Raw genomic sequence first — 24,507 nt, forward strand, 5'->3', positions numbered from 1 at the left:
GAAGCCTCCTACTTATGTTTCCGCATTTTTTGAAACCACAAGTTAGCTTTTAACATCGATTCATGTTCATCAGTCATCTGTGAAAGATCCTTTTCACTTGGCACACGGGCTTTCTTCATGGTTTTATTTTTTTTAATAAAATAGTGATGATAGGAAATAGCCGACTCATAGAACTCGAGCACTCGTCGTGCAAAAGTTTGACTGGAGATTTCCGTTAGTATTTCTTGAACGACCGATTCTGACGGTTCTAACTTCAACGCTATCACATCTAACACTTGAGCAGATAAGGTCGATTCATCTTCAAACAATCGGCCTAGACTTTCATCTCTCATCAAAGAAGCAACATACGGACTGGTTTTGACAACCATCGGGATACGGGCGGCTAACGCTTCAATATAAGTTAAACCTTGCGACTCTGAAGTCGAGGCATTGACAAAAATATCGGCCGCACGATAATACTTAGCTACCTCTTCAGGTTGAATTTCTCCTGTAAATAGTACATAATCTCCTAACGATAGAGAATGAACTAGCTGCTCTAACTCTTCTTGATAAGGCCCTTTTCCGCATATCATTAAACAGGTATCTGGCTGTTTTTCCACAATCTTTGGCAAAGCTTTTAAAACAGCTTGAATGTTCTTTTCATAAGACAAGCGACTTAACGATAATAACAATTTGGTTTGTTCACTAATTCCCCACTTTTGACGAACCTTGTAACGCGCTTCTGAAACACTAACTTCTTCAAACTGTTGGAGTTGAATCCCCGTTGGAATAATACTTAACGGGGCTGTTACTTCATACTCGGTTAGTTTATCAACCACACGCTGACTTGGACAAATGATACCGCTCAAATGACGACAATAAGCACGCGTCGCTTGTTTCACATGACTCGGTCGGATTATTTTCCCATTTGCAATATAATGCAAATAATCTTCGTACATCGTGTGATACGTGTGAACGACCGGAATATCCAATAGTTTCCCAATCTGTTTACCGAGCAAGCCCGTTCCAAATTCCGTATGCGTATGAATTAAATCTAAATCTAGCTGTTTCGCTCGTTCATAGGCATCTAACAGACCACTAACAACAATACGCCGATCTTTAAAAGAAACAAACGGAATACTAGGCAATCGCATAATTTTTTCGGTTGACTCTTTCGCTTGAGGGTCTGTCGTAGTAAAAATATAGACGTGATGACCGTTTGCTTCTAACTCTTCAGATAAGATACGAATGGACGTTGCAACGCCACTTACTTGGGGCAAATAAGTATCTGTAAAAAAAGCAATCTTCATTTCGACTCTCCTATCCTTTTTTCAATCAATTTATTCAGACATCTTTTTTTGTTCATGATAAAAAGCTCGCCATTTTTTTAAAATATTTTGTTCAGAATAATACGCTGCCGCATCTTTTGATCGCAGCTGATAGTGTTTTAATTCCTTTGGAGACGTCTGATACTTTACTAATAAACGTGACATCTCCTCTTTATCTTTCGCAGCAATATAATCATCTTCAATGATTGCTTGATAAAGCGGTAAATCACGCAACATGACTGGCGTACCACAGTTAAATGCTTCTAAAATACACATTGGAAATAATTCACTGTGTGAAGGCAATAAGAAAATATCGGCCAAATTGTAGTACAGATGTAACTCCTCGCGTGAGACTATCCCTGTAAACAATAAATTATTAGGAGGATGCTCGACCTTTTCTTTTAGCTGTTCATAGCCATTACTCAATTTTCCAAAAGAAAAACCGCCCGCCCAGATAAATTGAATTGATGGGTTTTCTTCCGCCAATCGGATAAAATCATCGACGCCTTTTCTCATCTGGATTTGCCCTGCACCAAGCACGACTAAACGTTCATCCCAACCTCGTTGAACACGTTCCGCCTTGCGTACGCTATTAGGCAACGGATAAAATCTTTCGCTTGAGACGAAATTAGGAATATACGTAACTTTTTCCTTTGAAATCCCATATTTCTCTAAGACAGGGATAAAGCTTGGATTGACTACAACAAGATGATCCATTCGTTTATAAAAAGCTATTACATAGCGGTAAAAAATATGCTTAAAGAGCCTAGGCATTTCTAGACTATCTTCTAACGTTTCCGGTACAAAATGAACATATCCAATCCTACGTCCTACTATTTTCGGAAAAAATGTGGACAAATAATAACTAAGATTAATCGTATGATAATGACTAATATCTGTTTTTTTAAACTCATTGATTCGCAGTTCTAACTGACTTTCCTTCTCATACTTTCTTAACAATGCTATCAGTTCTAAATAGGCACTACCAACACCTTGTCCTTTAACTGAATCAGCTTGTGAAAACATCGTTACTCGCAACACTGCAGACACTCCGTTCTGTTTTGGTAAAGCTCATGATTTCTTTCAGTATATCATGAAAACACCTGTAATCAGTCCATCTTAAGACTGATTATGCTGTAAGGTTATCAAAATATTATAGCATATTTAAGGTTTTATGGTGTTTTACATGACAAATAATATCTCTATAATACTTAAATTCTATAATTTAAAGGGCTGATGAATCTAAACATGATTCATCAGCCCTTTTTTAATTTTAGGTATTAAAAAGCATACCGTTCTCCTATATGATTAATTTACGACAAAAAAACAAACGGGAGGCGATATGCTCATGTCTAATGATATCAAAAAATTACTACGAATCATAGAGCCAAATTTAATCACATCTGATATTTCTTACGAAATGGTAAAAGGACAACAAACATGTGTGGTGAACGCTACTTTTTCACCCCTCTAACACCTTGTTATCATTGTGGTTCAACGGTGTATAACGAAAGTGGGAAACAAGTAGTCGTAAGAAATGGTAAGAAAAAAGCGGTCGTGCGTTTTGATCAATTTTATCAGATACTTTTGTTTATGAACGTCGCAAAACATTGTTATAGTTGTAAAAACTGCGCACGTTATTGGATAACTTCTCTTTATTTTTTCAAAACATAAAATTAAAAATATTTAAGATGAATCTATTATTTAATCTTATTATCCTTATTTAATAAAGAGTTGTTGTTTTCTTTGGTAAAAATCAAGAATAAATCACATGTCCTTCTCACTTTTATCTCAAGCAGACTTAGTCTAGCAAATATTAAATTTGATATATATAAGCTGTAAAACTAACTTTTATGAACATTTAAATAGACCCAATCATTTATTTTATCTGTCAATTCTTTAAATTGAGATGAATTGATCGGCTCATTCCAAATAATTGTTTCCAGTTTATCTCTGTATAACTCTGGATGGTCTGTAATGATTAACTGAGTCCCTTCAGTTAAACTCCAACTAACTTCAACTGGGAATAATAAATGCATGGTTAAATACCTTTTGATTGCTTTATTATATGATTGAGAACCTCTAACATCCACACATATATAATATTTCGGTAGTATTTCATATAGATTTACGTTTTCAATTAAACTAATCAACATTTTTTCTAAAACATAACAACTGTTAAATAACATCTCTGTTCCATCATATACTTGAACAAAATCCTCTATTATTTGATAATGAGCAGGATAATACTTCTTAAAAAAAATAAATTCTTCTCTCGCGATGATATCTCGTTTATCATTCAATATATTTTTCGATAAACAAAAATATTTTATTGTGTCTTCTTTCAATTGTTGAAATACTTCTTCTTTCAAATCCAAATCTTTTCTTTTCAAGTAATTTAAAAACAATTTCCCTTCGTTTAAAACACTCTCATCTCTTACATTTTCTATACTAAAATTAAAATGATTTTCAAAATAAATAATGATATTCTTTTTTATAATTAGTAAATCTTTAGCGTTCAGTCTAGGATAGTGCTTTCTTATCAATTCTTCAATCTCTTCATTTAACTTACTCTCTTCATTCACCTTGTAATAATCCAGACACGTTATATCATAGCCATTATATGATCTATAATTTGCTACATTTAAATATACCTCACAATGATAAATAAAAGTCGTAGAAACAACTACATCATAATTTTTTTTAAGAATTCTCATTAAATCTTGACGATAAGATGTAACCTCTTTATCATCGAAAATAATATAAATATCCATCATCAACATTTCCAACGTTTCTAACGGCCCTGTAATAGAAAAACCAGTCGAAATGTTTACTTCAATATATTTTAAAGTTGTTTTTAATATCTGAAGCTCTTTATAAACTTTTGATTGACTAATAAAAAAACACATAGAAAAACTTACAATAGTAAATTTTTTTAAAAACAAATGATGTAATAGGTTTATTTTTATTGATTTTTTTAAGTAATAACGTAACAATTCTTTTTTATTGCAATTACGATTGGATGATAACTTAACAAAGTGATGATCTTGTTCAAATAAGTATGTTCCAAATACACTAAAGACATCTTGATTTAATTGTAATAAATATTTCTCCAATAAAAAGGTAGATATGTTTAATTTTTGTCTCAATTCATTTTTACTACTAATTGGCTTATCAGCAATATTCAATTCATCAAACAACTCAATTTTTGATTGAAAATTATCATCTAACAATTCTTCAAATATCCTTAAATATATATTCTCTCTCATTTATCTCCTTCCGAATAATAAGTGCGTAAAAGACTATCAGTTTCCTGATAGTCCTTACCTACGATATGCTATTTACCTGGAGCGTCAGTTAGTGTCCAATTAAAAGCTGTAGTATATTGTGTTTTATATTTTACGGCCTTACCCGGTACATGTAATTTAATATTACTTCCTGCTGTCTGTTCATCTCCCCAACGCGTTAAGAAAGTTCCTGCTCCAGCACCTTCTTTTGCTGACATAACAAGTGTTGCTACACCGGGATCTAATTTAACGTTCTCTAAAGCAATTGGTTCATCTGATTCAGATACAGTTTTGACATTAGCATTAGTAAATTCTACCATAGCTCCGTTCAATTCATGACCCTTTTCATCTATAAATTGACCATTTTGTTCAACTGTTAATGTCCACCCCGCTAAATTCCCTCGATTATCGGTGATCTGTACATAGTTAGGTCCTACTTTTTCTGCACCATCTTTTAATTTATATTTCAAAGCATCAGCATAGTATACTTCATCCTTAGATGAAATTTTTTGTTCCCCAAAATAAAAGCTTGAAGCAAAATCAATCGATAACGGTCCAGGCGTACCTGGATTAGGTCCACCCTCTGGATTTGTTGGATTTTCTGGAGAAACTGGAATATTTGGATCTGTTGGGTCGACAGGGCTTGTAGGGCCATCATTATAAATAAACTCAAGTAACCCATTAGATGTATAATTTGTTCCATGTTCCTCCGCAAAAACGGATAATGTGCCGATACTTAAGCCTACTATCATTACAGCTGTAAGTCCACTTATTTTATTATACTTCATATCGATTCTCCTTTAATTTTTTTTAACAATTTACATTACTTATACTCCAGGAATATCACTTAATGTCCATGTTAAGGTTGTTCTGTAAGCAGCCGCATCTTTAGGTGTCGAACCTGGTACAGACAATGTGACACTCTTCGTTATATCCACTTCTATATTATTATTGTCTTTATCTTTTTCGATAACTTGTGATACTTCTCCCCAATAATCCAACCATGTCCCTGCACCAGTATCTTTTTTTGCTGCCATAATAACACGCTCTTCACCTGGAACTAAATTTTCTATATCAAAAACATCTGGTTTATCGACATCTGTGATACTATTCGCTTTTGAATCAGCAAATGATATAGCGGCACCTGTAAGTATGTTATTTAAAGTGTTTTTCGCCTCAAATTGCTGTTCTTGTTTAACTTTTAATGTCCAACCGGCATTCGTTCCACGTTTATCTGAAACTTGCACATAGTTAGGTCGGTTATCATAACTTCCAAATCTTTGCGCCCGTGCATAGTAAATTTCATCTTTATTCGTAATCTTATTTTCACCAAAATCAAAACTTGAAGCAAAATCAATCGATAACGGCCCAGGTGTTCCGGGTTGTGGATTCGGATTTTCTGGATTGGTTGGATCAATAGGATCTACTGGTGTATCAGGTTTTGTAGGATCTACAGGTTCAGTCGGGTCTAAATCTGGGACAAATTTCACCATACCATTCGAGCTATATACCCCGCCATTTTCATCCTGTTCTGCTGCTAAAACACTAGGTGCTAACAAAGTAGAACCTAAAATAGTTAGTGTTAATACTGACATGAATTTTTTATTATTCATATTTATTCCCCTTTCAGAATTTTTTTATATTTAGCAGATTATTAAGTAATCTGTTAATATCAAGAATTTATTAAAAACAATTTGATTATTAACCACGTCAAGATGATATATAAACTCATCAACCATAGTGATTTACTTCCTTTATTACTATTAAGTATTGTTGGTTTGTCGACTAATTCATTATTTTGAAAATAATCTATACGCTTCATTTGCCTATCACTTGTTTCTTTATAATGAATAAGGTCAGCATCGACTATTAATCTTTTTTTCGTATAGTTAGGTTGATCACATGTTATCAATGTCATTTTCGGCTTAGTTGTCGGTGATAACACCGAAACATTTTTTTCATCAGTAATATAAACTTCCGTTATTTCATACATATATTCGTGAGTTGGGGTAGTTAATATTAACTCATCGCGTTGTTTTAACTTTGAAATATCTCCAAACAATAAATCTCTATCCGATAAGTGATGTCCTAAAATAACCAAATTATCTCTCATAGGATCTCTTGTTGGATACATGTTAACACCCCCGGTTAAAAAACTCGTACTAGACGTGTCATTTGATACTGGTAATCGTTTATCTAGAGGTAATAACGATAAAACTGATGAAAAGTTAGTACTTGAATTCATTTCTAAAATTTGCTTCATATTAGGTGCTTGTAACTTTGATAAGTCAAATAATTGTTTGCTTTCTTCTGCAATACTCTTATCGTATACATACTTTATCCGACTCGTCTTTTGAGTAAGTATCGTCATTTTAATATAAGGATAGAATAATAATGTTATCCCCACTATGAGTAACATTGTAGTTATTATATTATTCTGTTTTTTGCTCATTGGTTTGCCTCTTCGTCATATAAATGTTCATAAGCAATGCTAGAATAACTATAGTTAGCCCACCTATGATATACCACATAGTGTAATCCTGTTTGATTGTAACATCTTCCCTATTCAGTGCACGTGCTTTTTCTTTAGTAATTGTAAACTCTTCAGAAAAGCTCCATTTATTTCGATATCGGATAGGCTCACCATCATTATTTTCACCATACTCGTATTTTCCATCTTCATGCTGATTAGCAAAAACAGTAATAGATGCGATATGTTTCCCTGCCTCTATTTTTTGCTTCTCTTCTCTAACTGGATAAGCAAATGATGTATTCGGAGCTACTTGCATAAACTCTTTAATAGCTTTAATAGTAGGCTCTTTTTTATTTTCTCTACTTATTTCAGACACAACAATCATGTTGTTCAAATACACAGGTGTCGTATTTTGGAAATCGGTCATAATAACATTTCGAGCATTAACTTGTGATGGATAAACTTTTTTTACTTTCAACTCAGGTTCTATATGTTTTAAGCTATCGGAATGTAGGATTATTGCGACTACATATGAATACTCATTTTTAATAGCAAGACCATTTTCTTTATTGTTCTCAGTCGACTCTTTAATATTTTCCTTTAATGTGATTCCTCCGGCAATAACCCCTTCAAACTTTTCATTCGGAGGTATCACTGTTAATGTCAAATTATATGTACCCATCTTTGGTATAATTATTGTATCTTCTGTTTTTACTAAATCTGCTAAATCATATTTTAAAGTTTCATCAGGTTTAATATCATTTTTTGAATACTCTACTACACCATTACCATTAGTTGTAGCAGATGCTATATTAGGACTAATTTCTATATCTTGATCTGTATCATTTCTCAAATGTATAGTTAATTTCTGTTCCACTCCAGGCTCAACTTGAATATCAAAATATGTTTGGTTTTTATCTATCTGCGTTTCCGCTTGAATAGGTTCTACTGAAAAATTAAATTCATTGGCTGAAACATATGTTGCATTTATATCTAGTATGAAACAAAAAATTAGGATTAGCACTTTTTTGATTTTCATATTCCTATCTCCTTATAATAAAAACTTCTTCTTTATATCTAACTGTTTCAGATAGAGGAGAAGAACAATAATGATTATGCTGCCTGTTTGTTGTATCCAAAGACTTCCTACATCACCTAATCTTGGAAGAATCATTATTGTCTGTTCATTATTTTTAGAGTTTCCTGAATATGGTGTAATCGCATATGTAGATGGTATTTCATTTAAATCTCCTTGTGGCGTATTAGGTACATACTTTCCATAGAACCCGATTTGGCCGTTAGATTGGTAATTGTTTTCTGCTTTTACCACTATAGGTAATAAGAAACTCAGTATTATTATCCACTTAAATAAGTTTTTCCTTTTTAACGTCATCTGATTCCATCCTCTCATTCACTATGGTGTAACTTTTAACCGCCATTCTAATTTCCCTTGATACTGACCAACATATTGCCTATTCCAAGGTATTTCGATACTTATTCCTCTTTTATTTTTCTCATTCCAGTCTGTATTTACAATGTAATCACCACTATGTTTATAGGTCTTGATTACAGTTTCCGAAGTTGTAATTCTCTCTTTCTTCGGTCCGTCATTCCACCACATTAAATCAGATAACACTTTTTCTTCGTTTTCTTGATTTGTTAAAGGCTCTACTTCATTTATTGTAAGCGTCCAATCATTGGCATCTTTATTTCTATTTTCCCTTACTATTAAGTCGCCAACTATTGTTGCCCAAAACTCATGTGATTTCGAGTCTATCATGTGCTTCCCAAAATCAATCGAACTCGGAACTGCAATAAGGTTTAAAATTTCTTCTTTGATATCTACTGTTACAACATTTGAAACATTGTCATATTGTGGACCGCTGTATCTGAAATCAAAAGAAAGAGCATCTTGTTCAAGTTCTTGCTTGACGGTTGCTTCAATAACTACTTCAAGCCTATCTTTTTGATTCAACGTTTCAATCCATCTGTCATCAAAAAAAGATATGATTAGTTGATCTCCTTCAAATCGAATAAACTTTTTCTCTTTCAACTCTTCATCATTTATTTTCACTTTCAAACTATCAGTATCCAATCCTGACAAATTTGTCGAAATAGAATCATATTTTTCATATTTAGTTCCTGTAGTCATTTTTTCAATATCATTTCTAATACTAACTCTTTCTCCTGCAAATACAGAGATATTTTTTCTATACATTTGATCACTATCAGTCACTTTTTTAATTTGACTACTTAAAAAGTATTGGGGTTTCTCTTTCACAAAATTAATTTTAACCTCATTAGAATCACTAATAACACCATCGTCTAAATAAAAAAATCGGTACGACTTAGTGGTTCCAGGTGTCGAGTTTTTTATTTTCGCTTTAAAATTCAAGTCAGCTTCTTTCTTCATTTCAGATGCCATTTCATCTAATGTCACAATTAATTTATTTTTCTCAATTTTAATATTATTTTCTGTCACTTTCTTATTATCAATTTTCAAAGAACCAGCTTGATATTCTAAATTATCCATTTCAATCATTATTTGGGCTTCTTTAGTAAATTCGGAATACTTGTCATCTAAGATTAAATGATCGTTAATGTCTATTATATTTTTTTCATTAGCTTCTATTTCATTAGTATACGTATTCTCTTGTTCCTTTTTTAGCGTTGCAACGTGGCTAACTGAATTAGGAATAGATGTCATAGCAATCGCATTTTCAGCCCAAAGTGCTCCCGTTGAACCTGTAAACCCCCAGTGAACATAGGAACCACCAAAACGACTTTTGTAATCACTCAAATCAAAACTTATAGTTCCATCTGTTGGTATCAGAGAATTATTGTTCATTCTTTTTTTTAATTCTAAATCCGGCAATAAGATACTAAGTCGCTTACTTGTAGTATCCCAATTCACATCGAACTGATGCCACCTACCGTCTGATAAAAAATTCGTTGGGAAACGTGCTTCTATGTGATTTCCTGCTTGATAAATATGGCTATTACCCGATGGTATTGTATACGCCACATGCCCTTTATGTTCTTCATTATTTCTTATCAATCCGTAATCCATATCGTCTTTAGGACTCCTGCTGTTGTTGTAATAAGTATCAAACTCAAAAGATAAAGCTCTAGAAATATGTTTCCTTGAATTTCTTGTACTATAAGCACCAAGTCCCGATCCGCTACTTCCAATGGCTCTTGCACCTAGCGAATCGTTATGCAACGTAAATGTGATACCATCTGCAGCATCCTTTCCTTGATTTCCTAAATATATCCAAGATCTCATTCTGAAATCTTTATCTAAGTTAATTTTCTGTTTTGACCAAATAGCTCCTGATTGATAAATGTCAGATGTAATCTGTAAAACTTTTCCATTCTGAATAATAGCTAGACCTTTTCCTACGGGTACATTAAATATCTGGTTCAATGGCAAAATATTTTTTTCATCCGGAATCTTAGGAACATCTCTACTAGTAGAAGCATCAAGAACCGATGAATCCACCATATCGACGATAGACTCCTCACCTACATTTTCAACTGAAATAACAGCTTCTTCTTTAACACTCTCTTGATTAGATAAATCCTTTTTGTCAACTTCTTCTGCAATATTTTGATCATCGTTTTGGACTATAGAATTTTCTTTGATATTAATTTCAAATTTTTCATTATTAGTTATCTCTAATTGAATAATTTCTCCTATACGGTACTCTCTTTCATTTTCATCTTTGAAATAAATATCTTTCCAATCAATATTTTCTAACAACATCTCTTTAATGCTTTCTTCAGATATTTTCTGTTTTACCGTCTTAATATTGATATTCTCATTTTTTAATAGAGGTTTTATTGTTTTATTGTCTATAATTTCAATTTCGTATTCATCTTTATTATCAATTATTTCAATCTCGTCTTCATTTTTATTATCAATTATTTTATTTTCCGAATTTATGTTTTCAATTTTTGTATTAGGAATCGGAATCGTAGAAATCGGTATTAATAGACTTGAAATGAAACTCAATAAACATATTTTTGTTATCCATCTCATAAAAGACAACTCCTTTCTTTCACTTTTTTTTATTATATAACATTTTAAATACTCTTTTTTTTTATATTTTTTTGTTTTTCTAAAAAAAAATGTAACGCAGTTTTGTTTTTTATTTACTTTTAGAATATCCCTTATTTCAAGATCAAACATAATTATTTCCAAATAAAACGTTTTATACAAGATAGATATTGCTTTTAATCATAATTTCAAAACGGAACAAACAAGTTATTTAATTAAAACGAATGTAAAGACAATTAAATATAACTAATCCAAAATAAGAAGAAGATCTTAGATAAAATTGACAATAACTATCATGTTTAGATTCTATAGTTTAAAACACTATAAGATAAAGGGCTGATGAATCAAAAAATGATTCATCAGCCCTTTATCTATTTTTATATGCTTAATTTAAGTAACATCAATCTAATTTTTAGCTACTTACCGATTAGATTCAAACCATTCCATAAAACTGAGTAAAAGATACTTATGGGGAAATAATTAATAAATATCAAATAAAAAAGATGAATAGAACGAATCCGTTCCATCCATCTTCTCTTTACTTTATTTGACTAACCAGTCAATTTTTAAAATCAACATGTTTAACTATTTTGTATATTCTTCTACTAAACGTACGACTTCATCAGCTGTATCACATTCATTGATTGCTTTATCAGCTAATTCTGCCATCTTAGTAGAGTCTAAACGTTTCATCAAACTACGTGTCTTAAGGATACTTGTAGCACTCATAGAAAACTCGTCTAGGCCAAGTCCCATTAATAATGGCACAGCTGTTTGATCGCCCGCCATTTCACCACACATACCTGCCCATTTACCTTCTGCATGAGCAGAATCAATCACGAACTTCAATAATCGTAAAATTGATGGGTTATATGGTTGGTATAAGTAGGAAACGCGTTCATTCATACGGTCTGCTGCCATTGTATATTGAATTAAATCATTGGTTCCAACACTAAAGAAGTCGACTTCTTTAGCAAATTTATCAGCAATAACTGCTGCCGCTGGGATTTCAATCATAATACCCACTTGGATATCATCTGATACAGCGACACCGTCTGCTAATAATTTAGCTTTCTCTTCTTCTAGCATCGCTTTCGCTTGACGGAATTCTGGTAATGTTGCCACCATTGGGAACATGATACGTAATTTACCATGAACAGACGCACGTAGTAAGGCACGTAATTGTGTACGGAACATATCGTCTTCAACCAATGAAATACGCAAAGCACGGTATCCTAAGAACGGGTTCATCTCTTCAGGTAATGTTAAATAAGGTAGTTCTTTGTCCCCACCAATATCCATAGTACGAACAACTACTGGCTTACCATCCATACCTTCTAAAACAGCTTTATATGCTTCATATTGATCGTCTTCTGTTGGGAAGTCGGCAGAATCCATGTATAAGAATTCTGTTCGGTACAGACCAATTGCTTCAGCACCATTGTTATGCACACCTTCTAAATCTTTTGGTGTCCCAATGTTTGCAGCTAATTCAAAATGTTTACCGTCTGCTGTGACTGTCTCAGCATCTTTTAATTTATCCCACTCTGCTTTTAACGCAGCAAATTCTTCGCCCACTTTTTTAACGGTTTCAATTTGTTCATCAGTCGGATGAACAATAACTTCGCCTTCAATACCGTTAACCGCTAACATGTCGCCTTCTTTAACACTATCTGTAATAGATTTAGTTCCAACAATGGCTGGAATTTCTAAAGAACGTGCCATGATAGCCGAGTGAGAAGTTCTTCCCCCAATATTCGTCACAAACGCTTTAACAAAACGACGGTCTAATTGTGCTGTGTCACTTGGTGTTAAGTCATGCGCGATGACTACAACTTCTTCGTCAATCATAGAAGGATTTGGAAGTTTAACTCCTAATAAATGACTCAATACACGTTTCGTCACGTCTTTAATATCTGCCGCACGTTCTTGCATGTATGGATTGTCTTCCATCGCTTCAAACATACCGACAAACATATCTGCAACAGACTTCAAGCCTGCTTCAGCGTTTACTTTGTTATCGCGAATATTACTTTCTATCGCACCAATCATTTCTGGATCCGCTAATACCATTAAGTGAGCATCAAAAACTTGCGCTTCTTCTTCTCCAAGAGAAGCAGCAGCCTTTTCGCGAATAGCTTCAATTTCTTTTGTTGAAACAGCAAGAGCTTCTTCTAAACGAGTGATTTCTCCTTCAGAATCTTCTACTGTTTTTTCAGAAAATGAAAGATCTGGCTCCACTAAAAGATATGCTTTTGCAATTGCTACACCATCACTAGCGGCAATCCCTTTTAGCAACTCAGCCATTATTCAGATAATCCTTCTTTCTGCATTGTTTCTACGATAGCTGCCATAGCGTCTGCTTCGTCAGCACCTTCTGTTGTAATTGTTACGTCAGCACCTTGGCCAACACCTAAAGACATAACACCCATGATTGATTTTAAGTTAACAGACTTACCTTTGTACTCTAAGCTAATTTCAGAATTGAACTTGCTAGCTGTTTGTACTAATAAAGTAGCTGGGCGTGCGTGAATTCCTGTATCTGCAATAATGTGAAAATCTTTTTTTTCCATAATAATCGTTCTCCTTTGTGATTGTCATATTATAAGATTTTTTTTCGCATCAAAAAAAACACGAAAAAAGATCCTTTCACTTGTTTAGGTTACCATTTTTTCATCGTTCTTACAACATTTTTATGCTGCGAACCTTTTTTAGAACAAGATAATTAGTTTTCAACGTCATCTTCTTGACGACGATAGATTACTTTACCGCCTAGGTGAGCTTCCCCGGTTATTTTTTTTCGTTCTGGATGGGCTAACCATACTTCACGAAATGCAAAAAAATCATCTTTTTCAACGACTAACTCCGAACATTCACCAGATAACAATTGAGCTATCTTTTCTTCAAAAGGATTTCCCACTCACTTTCACCTCCACTTGTCTATCTAGTATTATATCGAAAAAAGACGATAGCACAACGACAATTTTTGATTTTTGTCCAGAGACAGCTCTGACACAAGCATCTCACTTGAATTACTATACTAGCATGCTATAATAAACTTATGGTCAGTGAAGGTCAAACAACTGATTACTATATCAAAAAGGACGTGACAAGAATGCTATGTCAACATTGTAAACAAAACGAAGCAACTATTCATTTTTCCGTCCTAATGGGACATGAATCAAGTAAAATATATCTATGTCAAAATTGTTATCGTCAATTGAATTCACAGTATCGTGGACAACTGATGAATATGAACCGCGACCCGTACGGTTTTAGTTCGATTGAAGACTTCTTTAAATCGATTTCCGAGCAAATGTCGAGTTCGAGTCGTCCTAGTCAAACGCCTCCTACTCAGGCAAATGGCGGTGGTCCTACACCACCCCAACAAGGTGGCGGCAGCGTGCTACAAGAATATGGATTAAATCTAACCGAAGAGGCTCGACAAGGTCGAATAGACCCCGTTATCGGACGTGATGCTGAAATCACACGTGTTATTGAAATTTTAAATAGACGAACTAAAAATAATCCCGTGCTAATCGGTGAACCAGGTGTGGGTAAAACAGCCGTAGCCGAGGGATTAGCTTTACAAATCGTCAATGGCAAAGTCCCTCAAAAACTTGCAAACAAAGAGGTCATCCAACTCGATGTCGTCTCTCTCGTGCAAGGGACAGGGATTCGCGGACAGTTTGAAGAGCGCATGCAAGCGTTAATGAATGAAGTGCAACAAGATGAACGTATTATTTTGTTTATTGATGAAGTGCATGAGTTGGTCGGAGCTGGTAGCGCTGGTGATGGCAACATGGATGCCGGCAATATTTTAAAACCTGCTCTTGCTAGAGGTCAGTTACAAATGCTTGGTGCTACCACTTTAACAGAGTATCGCATTATCGAAAAAGACGCTGCTCTGGAACGTCGTTTGCAACCTGTTCAAGTAAAAGAGCCGACTGTTGAAGAAACCATTCAAATTTTAAAAGGAATCCAGCAACGTTACGAAGATTATCACCATGTTAAATATTCCGATGCTGCGATTGAAAGCGCCGCTGTATTATCAAATCGCTATATTCACGACCGCTTTTTACCGGACAAAGCGATTGATTTACTAGATGAAACAGGGTCTAAAAAGAACTTGACGATTCAAACTATTGACCCCGCTACTATCGAAAAACGTTTAGCTGAGGCTGAGAATCAAAAAGAAAAAGCCTCTCAAGAAGAAGATTATGAAAAAGCTGCTTATTATCGTGATCAAATAAGTCACTTTACAAAATTAAAAAATCAACAAGTGGCAGATGAAGAAATGCCAACTATTTCTGAAAAAGATATGGAAGAAACTGTTGAATTAAAAACTGGAATTCCAGTCGGTGAACTAAAAGAAAAAGAAGCGTCTCAACTCAAAACACTGGAATCCGACTTACAAGCACACGTTATCGGACAAGATGAAGCGATTGAAAAAGTCGCCAAAGCGATTCGTCGCAATCGTATTGGCTTAAATAAAAAGAATCGCCCAATTGGCTCCTTCTTATTCGTCGGCCCAACTGGTGTTGGAAAGACAGAGTTAGCAAAACAGCTCGCTCATGAATTATTTGGTTCTAAAGAAACGATGATTCGTCTAGACATGAGTGAATATATGGAGAAACACAGCATTTCAAAATTAATAGGCTCTCCTCCTGGCTATGTAGGTTACGATGAAGCAGGTCAGCTTACAGAACAAGTCCGTCGTAATCCTTACAGCCTAATCTTACTAGACGAGATTGAAAAAGCACATCCCGATGTCATGCACATGTTCTTACAAATCTTAGATGACGGACGATTGACTGATGCTCAAGGACGAACCGTTAGCTTTACGGACACGCTTATCATTATGACGAGTAACGCCGGTACGGGTAACGTCGAAGCGAGTGTTGGCTTCAGCGCCATTCAGTCTGGCACTACACAATCCGTCTTAGGACAGCTAAAACATTACTTTAAACCAGAATTCATTAACCGTTTCGACGGCATTATTGAATTCCAACCCCTGTCAAAAGAAAACTTACTTAAAATTGTCGATCTCATGTTAGCTGATGTAAATGACATGCTTAGCGAGCAACATCTTACATTAACGGTATCAAATGATGCTAAACAAGAGCTAGTTAACTTAGGTTACAACCCGGATATGGGAGCTAGACCTTTACGCCGAGTGATACAAGAACACGTCGAAGATCAACTCGCTGCTTACTATTTAGACCATCCAGAAACGACACAATTTTATGCCGATGTGGATGATAAACAACAGTTATATGTCACCAAAGAAACTTCTGAATAAATTATTAATGCTCTTTCACTTTAGTCGTGAAAGAGCATTTTCTTATCTTTGAAAAATCTTCTTAAAAAAGTTATAATATGATTAAGAAAAGTTTAAACTACCAATGGGGTGATAAAAATGAAATTAATCGATGTGACGAATAGTTATATTGATTTAGTCCAAAGACAGCTAGACAATACTGACACACGTTTTATGAAGGTTTACACCTTAGGGAAATCAACCGTTCTATATTCTGAAGCGCCAACTCACCGTGAAATCGTCATAAAAAATGACTATCGAAAAGTGAAACGTAATGAAATTGACTTAGTCATCGAACGACTACTGCCAAAAGATGCGACGGCTGAACAGTACAACATGATTGAAATGCCACATCTTGTGACAATTTCAATGCCTAAAGCCCATCACTAAACAATAAGAAATATTTAAAAAGTATGTTGGTATAAAAGAAAGAGGCTGCCCGCCGAATGGGTAGCCTCTTTCTTTTATCTTTTTTTAAGCTGAATAAAACACATCTTGAACGGCATTTAACACTGCAATTTTAACATGTTCATACGTCAAGCCACCTTGAACATATAGTTGGAAAGGTTCGCGAATGGGGCCGTCTGCTGTTAGTTCTAAACTACCACCTTGAACGAACGTACCCGCAGCCATAATTACCTCGTCTTCATAACCTGGCATTGAAGACGGTATTGGCGAAACATGCGCGTCAACCGGTGAATAACGTTGAACAGCTTGACAGAACTTCACCATGTCTTCTTGATTCCCTAGTTCAATCATTTGAATTAAATCTGTACGAGGGTCTTGCCATTTTGGCGTGGAAGCAACGTCAAACTCTTCTAATAACGCTGCTGTAAATATTGCCCCTTGAATCGCTTGGCTAACAGCATGCGGAGCTAAGAAGAATCCTTGTAACATTTCATGCGTGCTATATAACATCGCACCTGCTTCTTTACCAACTCCTGGTGTCGTCATTCGATTCGCACATTTCTCAATGATGCCGTGACGTCCAGCGATGTATCCCCCCGTTTTAGCAATCCCGCCACCCGGGTTCTTTATCAACGAGCCTGCCATGTAGTCTACGCCTACCTCCGTAGGTTCCATCGTTTCAGCAAATTCACCGTAGCAATTATCCGCAAAAATAATGACATTCGGAAACTCACGACGTACAAAGTCTGTCATCTCTTTTATCTCTTCGATGGTAAACGAAGGACGTTGATCATAGCCACGTGAACGTTGAATTGCTATCACTTTTGTTTTATCCGTGACTTTCGCTTTAATCCCTTCAAAATCCACCTGACCATTTGGTTTCAATGCGACTTCATCGTAGCCAATCTGATATTCTTTAAATGAGCCAATACCGTCACCTGTAATCCCAATCACTTCTTGGAGCGTGTCATAAGGCGTCCCAGTGATATATAGTAAATCATCTCCTGGACGCAACACACCAAATAGTGCTGTCGCAATCGCATGCGTTCCTGAGATTAACTGTGGTCGTACAATGGCATCTTCTGCACCAAATACCGTAGCGTAAACAGCTTCCAAAACATCACGTCCCATATCATCATAACCATATCCAGTCGACATAGCAAAATGGCTATCTGAAAGATGATGTTCACGAAAGGCGTTTAATACCTTTGCTTGATTAAAAAGAGCCACTTCTTGTATCTCTTCTCGTCTACCGATAATTTTTTGATCCACTTTTCTCATTTTTTCTACTAAATCTTGATTAAATCCTGCTGTCCAACTCACTTTTCTGACGCTTCCTTTCTTATCCATGGAGATGTTTGAGGGGCAAATCCTCGATAGTCATAACTATTTTCATCTTCGTTATATTTTTCCGACATTAATAATGTCGTTTGCTTTAAGCTTTGAGCTTGATAACTTTTTTCTGCTGGTAGTTTAATATGATACGGCACAAATAGTTCCTTTAAGAAGGTCACAATCGCCTTTTCTAATTGTTCTAAAGACGCTTCTGATTTTGCCGAGATTTGTACGTTAGGAAATAGCGTCGGCATAAATTGATCCGCATCAACACAATCCATTTTATTATACACAGTCAACACGGGGATTTCTGACATCCCTAACTCATTTAATAAGCTCATGACTGTTTCTTCTTGTAAATGTCTTTGTTCAGCGCTCGCATCTACAACGTGTAATAAGACATCCATGTTGCGACTTTCTTCTAATGTCGATTGAAAAGCCTCAATCAACTGTGTTGGTAAATCTTGAATAAACCCTACCGTATCCGTTAACGTAACAGCCATTGCTTCACCAATCGTCCATTGTTTCGTTAAAGGGTCTAGCGTCGCAAAAAGCTCATTTTTCTCATACGTATCGGCTGTTGTCAAACCATTTAAGATAGTTGACTTTCCAGCATTGGTATATCCAATCAAGCCAATCTGAAATACATTCGCATTTTTTCTTTTTTGACGATTTCGCTCACGGTGAGCTGACACATCTTTTAGCTCTCGTTTAATCGCGGTGATTTTATCGCGAATGTGACGACGGTCCATTTCTAGTTTCGTCTCACCGGGACCTCTCGTTCCAATTCCTCCACCAAGCCTTGACATCGCCGCACCTTGACCTGTCAAACGTGGCAGCAAGTAATTAAGCTGAGCTAGCTCAACTTGTAACTGTCCTTCCTTAGAACGTGCTCTTAAAGCGAAAATATCTAGAATCAATTGTACCCGGTCAATCACTCGCACGTCTAGTTGCTCCTGAATGTAACTTCCTTGACGAGGCGATAACTCATGATTAAACACTACTAAATCAGCTTCTTCTCGGTCTACCACATCAGCAATCTCTTGTAATTTTCCTTTACCGACTAGTGTTTGACGGTCAACAGCTGGTCGCTTTTGAATCAAAGAAGCGACAACTTCTCCTTGGGCAGTTTCTGTCAATAAAACCAACTCTGACATTGACGCTTCAAAATACCGATAGTTTTCTTGCGTTTCTACTCCTACTATCACAACTCGTTCACTCATGTTAATTGCCTCCTTTCCACCATTGTTCTAATTGTTGTTCAAGACGAGACACTTGTTCTGGTTCTTTTACAATATCCCACCAGTCAACCGTCATGCGATTACGAAACCATGTCAGCTGACGTTTGGCGTAGCGACGTGAATTTTGCTTAACTGCTGATACCGCTTCTTCCAAGCTTATTTCTCCGTCCAAATATGGGAAAAACTCTTTGTACCCAATCCCTTGCGCACTCTGATAATCGCGATGATTCGCTAACAGTCTGACTTCATCTAATAGTCCTGACGACATCATTAAATCTACACGTTGATTGATGCGCTCATAAAGTAAGGGTCTATCGGTACTTAAACCAATCAACTGGACATCATATATTGCTTCAGATAAATCAGTAAAATCCACCGTATCTTGTTCAAGCAAACTTATGCCCGTATGCTCTTTCACAACTAACGCTCGCTGGACTCGTCTTGTATTATTAGGATGAATAGCCTGAGCTGCACGTTCGTCTACTTGTGCTAATGCTTCCCATAGTCGTTGCTTCCCATAACATTCCAAGTACGTCTCCCATTTTTTTTGCAACTGCGTTTCTTGCTCTGTTTTTTTCTGTCCGAGCTGAAAATCGAATAAAAGTGCCTGAATGTAAAGTCCTGTACCACCGACAACGATTGGGAGCTTACCACGGCTTGTTATATCGCTTATCTTTTTTCGAGCTTGTTCTTTAAAATCATGCACAGAATAACTACCTGATATTGGCACACAATCGATGAGATAATGAGGGATTCCCTCCGTTTCATCAGCTGTCACTTTCGCCGTACCAATAGAAAGTGATTCATAAACTTGCATTGAATCAGCACTGATAATCTCACCATTCAATTTCTTAGCAAGTTCTACACTCAAGGCAGTCTTCCCTACGGCAGTCGGCCCTACAATGACGATAATTTTATCCTTCTGCTTTTTCACGTAACCATTCCTTTTTAATCGCCACTGCTAATCTCGGAACGTCCGTATGAATAGCGGCAAGGTTTTCTTCATAGCACATGACCATATCCGCCACGCAGTTCACCGTCCATGGTCGAATCGCTTTATCAAATTTTCTAAACGATTTAGACGGTTGCTCCAACCAAGTTATCTTCGGATGTACTCCTTCGATAAAGTCTGTTTCCTGCGCTTTTTTCACTGACGCTTCTTTTTTAAAAATAATATAGGCTTTCGGCACGAATGGCGCTATTTTTTCCATACGCGTTAAGGTATCAAAGTTAAAACTAGAATACATGTAAATAAACGGCCATGACTCACTAGTCATTAACTGCTCTACCTTCTCCTCAATACCCGGATAGTCATAAATATCTGTTTTAATTTCAATATTTAACAACCCTTTAAATTCACGCTCTTTTAAAAAAGATAAAACTTCTGCGAGTGTAGGGATGGTCGTTCCTTCGTACTCCGCGTCAAACCAACTTCCCGCATCTAATTGCTTAATCTCGGCTAAAGTCATTTCTTTGACTTCTCCTTCGCCATTAGTCGTTCGGTCGACTCGTTCATCATGTATGACAATGAGTTCATCATCTTTTGAAACATGAACATCTAATTCAATCCCGTCGGCTCCTGCCACAATCGCTTCTTCAAAAGCCGGTAATGTATTTTCAGGATGTGTCCCCTTGCTCCCTCTATGTGCAATAATTTTTGTCATAATACCCCTCCGTATCGTTATTATTCTAACATATTCTATCTAAAAAGATAACACGCGACCTCTAGACACAAAATAGTGGATTTTTTTTGTAAAATATACGATAATAAAGAGGTAGAGGAAGGTGATATTCATGAAAAAATTCACTTCAGGATTTGTAACAGGAGCTGCTGTTACAATCGCAACAGTCGCAGGTTTAGCTCTTGGTATTAAAAAAACTGTGATTGATCCAATCGAAGAAAAAGAAAATATTATTGAAGAAAATCGTCGTAAAGCTATGCGTAAAAGTCGCGCTCGCTAATCCCATTTTCTTCAAAAAGCCCCGATTTTGTCATCGAGGCTTTTTTATTTTACCTATAAATACAAAAAAACTTCCTTATCAATCACATGATAAGGAAGGTAGGTTCTATGCTTGTTTTTCTACGTTTGTTGCTTGTGGTCCACGATCTGACTCTTCAATATCAAAAGTCACTGCTTGACCTTCTTCTAATGTTTTAAAACCTTCTCCTTGAATAGCTGAGAAGTGTACGAATACATCGTCGCCTTCTTCGCGTTGGATAAATCCAAAACCTTTTTCTGCATTAAACCATTTTACTGTACCTTGTTCCATCTCTTGTTTCCTCCTTGTGTCATACGACACATTATAAATTCGACAAATCGATTATATGACTTGCCACAAACCTATTTTATACGATGATGAAAACCTTTTCAAGTTTTTTATAGATTTATAAAAGATTTTCTTCACGAAAGCTGATATATCCTTCATGTCCGACAATAATATGGTCTAATAAATCAATTCCAATAATTTCCCCACATTCTTGGACTCGCTTTGTTAATAAGCGGTCTTGCTTAGAGGGCTGTGGATTTCCTGATGGGTGATTATGGGCTAAAACTATTCGTGCGGCTGAGCATTTCACCGCTTCTTGAAAAATTTCTCTTGGATGAGCAATCGATTGATTTAACGAGCCAATAAATACTGTTTTTTGTTTGATAATGTCATTTTTAGTGTTTAAATATAAAGCAATAAGATGTTCTTGCCGTAAATCTTTTAAGCGTATCATCAGTTGTTCTCCGATTTTTTGACTAGATAAAACCTGCCCATATTTAGGTTCCTTTGCTTCACACAGACGTTTCCCTAGCTCTAGTGCTGCTTTCATCTCAATCGCTTTGACTTGTCCAATTCCTTTTATTTGTTGCAACTCCTCAATATTAGCTCGCTTAAGCTCATACAACGATGAAAAAGATTGTAATACATCTTGCGCCAATGCCATGACATCTTTTTCCTTATAACCCGTTCTTAATAAAATCGCCAATAATTCTTGTGTCGATAAATGCTGCTCGCCAGTTGCTAATAATCGTTCTCGTGGCCGATCAGCTTCAAACGTTGTAGCGCTTTGCTTTTTTTGTATCAAAAAAAACACCTCCTATATCTATATACGAAAAGGAGGTGTTTCAACTTGTATTTATTTTTTAAACGCTGCTAATATTTCTGCTAATGTCTCCGTTACTGCTACTGTTTTTGCTTTCATCTCATCATCTGGCGACATCAAGTCTGGAACCATCACAACAGGCACACCTGCCGCATGGGCTGCTCGTACGCCACTAAATGAATCCTCCAACATTAAACATTCTTCTGGTTTTAATCCTAAAGCCTCAACAGCTTTCAAAACTATCTCTGGATCTGGCTTAGGATGTGTCACATCTTCAGCTGAAAAAACGGCTTTAAAATAGTGTGTTAAATTAGCTTCTCTTAATAAAATATCAATAAAACGTCGTAGATTACTTGAAGCAACGACACAAGGTATGTCTTGTCGCTTTAGCTCCTCTAACAATTCTCTAACAGAAGGTTTTAACGGTGTCGTACCATCTGAAAAGCGCTCATGAACGACTTGATGTCCTTCCTTAACAAAAGCGGTCAACTTTTCTTCCGTCATATGCGGATAATCACGTAAATACTTTTGAAAAGAAAGCGCATCGGATAAGCCAACGTGTTCCAACATATACGCTTCATCTAAATCATGCATGCCATACTTAGGTGCTAACGCGACATTGACCTCTATATAGACTTTTTCTGTATCAAATAACAAACCATCCATATCAAAAATGACACCTTTTACTTTTTCCAATTATATGCCTCCTCTAGAATAAATTCTCTAACTTGGGAAATAAAATAGAGTGAACCTGTTACTAATAAATAATCGTCCTCGCTTGACGTATAAGACGAAATGAACGTTTGCCAACTAGAGACCCATTGTTCTTCACGTAAGCCAGCTTCTACGTAACCGACTTTTTTAACCGCACGTGGATAGTCAAATGTTGTCACTTTTAGCGTGACGTTTGGAATCGTTTGAAATAATGCCATCATATGTTGGATATCTTTTGTCGCAATAGCCGCAAAAAGAATCGTGACGTGTTTATCTTGCCATTGTTGCGTCAATACTTCTTTCAAACGCATGACTGCTGGCTCATTATGAGCCCCATCTAAATAGATTGGGGGGTGGTCGATGATTTTCTCCAAGCGTCCCGGCCATCGTACAGCTCGAAGACTCGCTTGCATTTTTTCCATAGAAAACGAGTGAGCTAACTGTGGCATCACTAATTGACACGTCATTATCGCCACAGCTGCGTTTTCAAGCTGATGATTCCCTTCTAATGCCACTTCAAAGTCAAAAGACTCGTTTTTAGAGTGAAATTTTCCGCCATTGTCAGTAGCTTTCTGAAATACTGAAACATTAAAATCCTGTCCAAATTCAAAAACTTGACTGTGTTGCTTCATCGCCACTGAACGAATTACTCGTGTCGCATCTATTGGGAGATTACCTAACACAACCGGTGTTTCGGATTTTATAATCCCGGCTTTTTGATACGCGATTTTTTCTATGCTATCTCCTAAGATATCCATATGATCTAAACCAATAGTCGTAATCACTGACACTAAGGGATGAATCACATTAGTACAATCGAGTAAACCACCTAAGCCAACCTCAACCAGTGCTACATCGACTTGTTGCTCATAAAAATAGAGAAACATCATCGCCGTAATAATCTCGAACTCTGTCATATGCATGACGGATGCCTCTTGGTCCATCTCTTCGACAATTGGGCGGATACGGTGTACTAAGTCCGTCAAATCATCATCTGCGATAGGGACGCCATTTAAGCTAATACGCTCATTAAATGTGACTAAATACGGTGAGGTGAAACTTCCTACATGGAATCCTTCACGAATCAGATAGTCTCGGACCATGGATAAGGTCGAGCCTTTACCATTCGTCCCACCGATATGCACGGTTTTTATCTTTTTTTCAGGAGAGCCAAGTTTCTTTAACAATGTTTCAATTCGGATGAGGCCCGGACGCGAGCCAAAAGCAACACGTCCGTGAATCCAATCCAATGCTTCTTGATAATTCATTTT

General features: G+C 36.1%; 24 protein-coding genes. 4 read left to right on the plus strand and 20 right to left on the minus strand.

What is annotated here, in order from left to right; all coding sequences use genetic code 11:
* Positions 1–8: 8 nt before the first annotated feature.
* On the minus strand, positions 9–1,289 hold the full coding sequence (locus CBF33_RS00500; protein WP_126760680.1) for a glycosyltransferase family 4 protein: 1,281 nt from the start codon (positions 1,287–1,289) through the stop codon (positions 9–11).
* Positions 1,290–1,319: 30 nt separating this feature from the next.
* Entirely contained in the window at positions 1,320–2,348 is a 1,029-nt protein-coding gene (locus CBF33_RS00505; RefSeq protein WP_126760681.1) for a glycosyltransferase family 4 protein, read from the minus strand.
* A 307-nt stretch (positions 2,349–2,655) separates the two neighbouring features.
* Here CBF33_RS00505 and CBF33_RS09645 point away from each other — a divergent pair, with 307 nt between their 5' ends.
* Positions 2,656–2,781, plus strand: coding sequence for a hypothetical protein (locus CBF33_RS09645; RefSeq protein WP_280530228.1), 126 nt, complete (start codon positions 2,656–2,658; stop codon positions 2,779–2,781).
* A 370-nt stretch (positions 2,782–3,151) separates the two neighbouring features.
* Here CBF33_RS09645 and CBF33_RS00510 read toward each other — a convergent pair whose 3' ends face one another.
* From CBF33_RS00510 to CBF33_RS00555, 10 genes are all read right to left on the minus strand, one after another.
* Positions 3,152–4,576 carry a helix-turn-helix domain-containing protein gene (locus CBF33_RS00510; protein ID WP_126760682.1) on the minus strand — a complete coding sequence of 475 codons (1,425 nt, stop codon included), beginning with the start codon at positions 4,574–4,576 and terminating at the stop codon, positions 3,152–3,154.
* Between the two features lie 68 nt (positions 4,577–4,644).
* Positions 4,645–5,382: a WxL domain-containing protein gene (locus CBF33_RS00515; RefSeq protein WP_126760683.1), complete on the minus strand. Its 738-nt coding sequence runs from the start codon at positions 5,380–5,382 to the stop codon at positions 4,645–4,647.
* A gap of 39 nt (positions 5,383–5,421) precedes the next feature.
* Complete coding sequence (locus tag CBF33_RS00520; protein WP_126760684.1) at positions 5,422–6,207, minus strand: WxL domain-containing protein; 786 nt, start codon at positions 6,205–6,207, stop codon at positions 5,422–5,424.
* 59 nt (positions 6,208–6,266) lie between these two features.
* The gene (locus CBF33_RS00525; protein ID WP_126760685.1) at positions 6,267–7,046 is read right to left on the minus strand and encodes a class A sortase; all 780 of its coding nucleotides are present in this window, start codon (positions 7,044–7,046) and stop codon (positions 6,267–6,269) included.
* Positions 7,027–8,106: a WxLIP family cell surface protein gene (locus CBF33_RS00530; protein WP_126760686.1), complete on the minus strand. Its 1,080-nt coding sequence runs from the start codon at positions 8,104–8,106 to the stop codon at positions 7,027–7,029. The genes CBF33_RS00525 and CBF33_RS00530 overlap by 20 nt, the downstream gene beginning before the upstream one ends.
* A 12-nt stretch (positions 8,107–8,118) precedes the next feature.
* Positions 8,119–8,460 carry an EF2685/EF0750 family sortase-dependent surface protein gene (locus tag CBF33_RS00535; RefSeq protein WP_126760687.1) on the minus strand — a complete coding sequence of 114 codons (342 nt, stop codon included), beginning with the start codon at positions 8,458–8,460 and terminating at the stop codon, positions 8,119–8,121.
* A 21-nt stretch (positions 8,461–8,481) separates the two neighbouring features.
* Positions 8,482–11,109, minus strand: coding sequence for a lectin-like domain-containing protein (locus CBF33_RS00540; RefSeq protein WP_126760688.1), 2,628 nt, complete (start codon positions 11,107–11,109; stop codon positions 8,482–8,484).
* A gap of 603 nt (positions 11,110–11,712) precedes the next feature.
* Positions 11,713–13,434, minus strand: coding sequence for a phosphoenolpyruvate--protein phosphotransferase (gene ptsP, locus CBF33_RS00545; RefSeq protein WP_126760689.1), 1,722 nt, complete (start codon positions 13,432–13,434; stop codon positions 11,713–11,715).
* Entirely contained in the window at positions 13,434–13,700 is a 267-nt protein-coding gene (locus CBF33_RS00550; protein WP_023606430.1) for a phosphocarrier protein HPr, read from the minus strand. The genes ptsP and CBF33_RS00550 overlap by 1 nt, the downstream gene beginning before the upstream one ends.
* 152 nt (positions 13,701–13,852) lie before the next feature.
* Positions 13,853–14,047, minus strand: coding sequence for a hypothetical protein (locus CBF33_RS00555; protein WP_126760690.1), 195 nt, complete (start codon positions 14,045–14,047; stop codon positions 13,853–13,855).
* 195 nt (positions 14,048–14,242) lie between these two features.
* Here CBF33_RS00555 and CBF33_RS00560 point away from each other — a divergent pair, with 195 nt between their 5' ends.
* Both CBF33_RS00560 and CBF33_RS00565 read left to right on the plus strand, forming a co-directional pair.
* The gene (locus tag CBF33_RS00560; protein ID WP_126760691.1) at positions 14,243–16,429 is read left to right on the plus strand and encodes an ATP-dependent Clp protease ATP-binding subunit; all 2,187 of its coding nucleotides are present in this window, start codon (positions 14,243–14,245) and stop codon (positions 16,427–16,429) included.
* 117 nt (positions 16,430–16,546) lie between these two features.
* Positions 16,547–16,837: a DUF1827 family protein gene (locus CBF33_RS00565; RefSeq protein WP_126760692.1), complete on the plus strand. Its 291-nt coding sequence runs from the start codon at positions 16,547–16,549 to the stop codon at positions 16,835–16,837.
* 84 nt (positions 16,838–16,921) lie between these two features.
* On the opposite strand, the gene CBF33_RS00570 is transcribed toward CBF33_RS00565, so the two are convergent.
* The 4 genes from CBF33_RS00570 to CBF33_RS00585 are packed head-to-tail and all read right to left on the minus strand — an operon-like array spanning position 16,922 to position 21,095.
* On the minus strand, positions 16,922–18,178 hold the full coding sequence (locus CBF33_RS00570) for a methionine gamma-lyase family protein (protein WP_126760693.1): 1,257 nt from the start codon (positions 18,176–18,178) through the stop codon (positions 16,922–16,924).
* Positions 18,175–19,413 (minus strand): GTPase HflX, encoded by a 1,239-nt coding sequence (gene hflX / locus CBF33_RS00575; protein ID WP_126760694.1) that lies wholly within the window; start codon positions 19,411–19,413, stop codon positions 18,175–18,177. Before hflX ends, CBF33_RS00570 begins: the two co-directional genes overlap by 4 nt.
* A 1-nt stretch (position 19,414) precedes the next feature.
* A complete protein-coding gene (gene miaA / locus CBF33_RS00580; protein WP_126760695.1) occupies positions 19,415–20,365 on the minus strand; it encodes a tRNA (adenosine(37)-N6)-dimethylallyltransferase MiaA in 951 nt (316 codons plus the stop codon).
* Positions 20,346–21,095, minus strand: coding sequence for a glycerophosphodiester phosphodiesterase (locus CBF33_RS00585; protein WP_126760696.1), 750 nt, complete (start codon positions 21,093–21,095; stop codon positions 20,346–20,348). The genes miaA and CBF33_RS00585 overlap by 20 nt, the downstream gene beginning before the upstream one ends.
* A gap of 130 nt (positions 21,096–21,225) precedes the next feature.
* On the opposite strand from CBF33_RS00585, the gene CBF33_RS00590 reads away from it, so the two are divergent.
* Positions 21,226–21,393 (plus strand): DUF3042 family protein, encoded by a 168-nt coding sequence (locus CBF33_RS00590; protein WP_023606422.1) that lies wholly within the window; start codon positions 21,226–21,228, stop codon positions 21,391–21,393.
* Between the two features lie 105 nt (positions 21,394–21,498).
* On the opposite strand, the gene CBF33_RS00595 is transcribed toward CBF33_RS00590, so the two are convergent.
* From CBF33_RS00595 to CBF33_RS00610, 4 genes are all read right to left on the minus strand, one after another.
* Positions 21,499–21,702, minus strand: a complete 204-nt coding sequence (locus CBF33_RS00595) for a cold-shock protein (protein ID WP_023606421.1) — start codon at positions 21,700–21,702, stop codon at positions 21,499–21,501.
* Between the two features lie 115 nt (positions 21,703–21,817).
* Complete coding sequence (gene radC, locus CBF33_RS00600) at positions 21,818–22,504, minus strand: RadC family protein (protein WP_126760697.1); 687 nt, start codon at positions 22,502–22,504, stop codon at positions 21,818–21,820.
* A 51-nt stretch (positions 22,505–22,555) separates the two neighbouring features.
* Positions 22,556–23,218 (minus strand): HAD family hydrolase, encoded by a 663-nt coding sequence (locus CBF33_RS00605; RefSeq protein ID WP_126760698.1) that lies wholly within the window; start codon positions 23,216–23,218, stop codon positions 22,556–22,558.
* A complete protein-coding gene (locus tag CBF33_RS00610; RefSeq protein ID WP_126760699.1) occupies positions 23,206–24,504 on the minus strand; it encodes a bifunctional folylpolyglutamate synthase/dihydrofolate synthase in 1,299 nt (432 codons plus the stop codon). Before CBF33_RS00610 ends, CBF33_RS00605 begins: the two co-directional genes overlap by 13 nt.
* Positions 24,505–24,507: the final 3 nt, after the last annotated feature.

The organism is Vagococcus lutrae, from assembly GCF_003987555.1.
Taxonomy (GTDB): Bacteria; Bacillota; Bacilli; order Lactobacillales; family Vagococcaceae; genus Vagococcus_A; species Vagococcus_A lutrae.

Coding starts and splice junctions, on each gene's coding strand:
- CBF33_RS00500 (WP_126760680.1), bottom strand. CDS start 1,289: ATGAAGATTGCTTTTTTTACAGATACTTATTTGCCCCAAGTAAGTGGC.
- CBF33_RS09645 (WP_280530228.1), top strand. CDS start 2,656: ATGTCTAATGATATCAAAAAATTACTACGAATCATAGAGCCAAATTTA.
- CBF33_RS00510 (WP_126760682.1), bottom strand. CDS start 4,576: ATGAGAGAGAATATATATTTAAGGATATTTGAAGAATTGTTAGATGAT.
- CBF33_RS00515 (WP_126760683.1), bottom strand. CDS start 5,382: ATGAAGTATAATAAAATAAGTGGACTTACAGCTGTAATGATAGTAGGC.
- CBF33_RS00520 (WP_126760684.1), bottom strand. CDS start 6,207: ATGAATAATAAAAAATTCATGTCAGTATTAACACTAACTATTTTAGGT.
- CBF33_RS00525 (WP_126760685.1), bottom strand. CDS start 7,046: ATGAGCAAAAAACAGAATAATATAATAACTACAATGTTACTCATAGTG.
- CBF33_RS00530 (WP_126760686.1), bottom strand. CDS start 8,106: ATGAAAATCAAAAAAGTGCTAATCCTAATTTTTTGTTTCATACTAGAT.
- CBF33_RS00535 (WP_126760687.1), bottom strand. CDS start 8,460: ATGACGTTAAAAAGGAAAAACTTATTTAAGTGGATAATAATACTGAGT.
- CBF33_RS00540 (WP_126760688.1), bottom strand. CDS start 11,109: ATGAGATGGATAACAAAAATATGTTTATTGAGTTTCATTTCAAGTCTA.
- ptsP (WP_126760689.1), bottom strand. CDS start 13,434: ATGGCTGAGTTGCTAAAAGGGATTGCCGCTAGTGATGGTGTAGCAATT.
- CBF33_RS00550 (WP_023606430.1), bottom strand. CDS start 13,700: ATGGAAAAAAAAGATTTTCACATTATTGCAGATACAGGAATTCACGCA.
- CBF33_RS00560 (WP_126760691.1), top strand. CDS start 14,243: ATGCTATGTCAACATTGTAAACAAAACGAAGCAACTATTCATTTTTCC.
- CBF33_RS00565 (WP_126760692.1), top strand. CDS start 16,547: ATGAAATTAATCGATGTGACGAATAGTTATATTGATTTAGTCCAAAGA.
- hflX (WP_126760694.1), bottom strand. CDS start 19,413: ATGAGTGAACGAGTTGTGATAGTAGGAGTAGAAACGCAAGAAAACTAT.
- CBF33_RS00585 (WP_126760696.1), bottom strand. CDS start 21,095: ATGACAAAAATTATTGCACATAGAGGGAGCAAGGGGACACATCCTGAA.
- CBF33_RS00590 (WP_023606422.1), top strand. CDS start 21,226: ATGAAAAAATTCACTTCAGGATTTGTAACAGGAGCTGCTGTTACAATC.
- CBF33_RS00595 (WP_023606421.1), bottom strand. CDS start 21,702: ATGGAACAAGGTACAGTAAAATGGTTTAATGCAGAAAAAGGTTTTGGA.
- CBF33_RS00610 (WP_126760699.1), bottom strand. CDS start 24,504: ATGAATTATCAAGAAGCATTGGATTGGATTCACGGACGTGTTGCTTTT.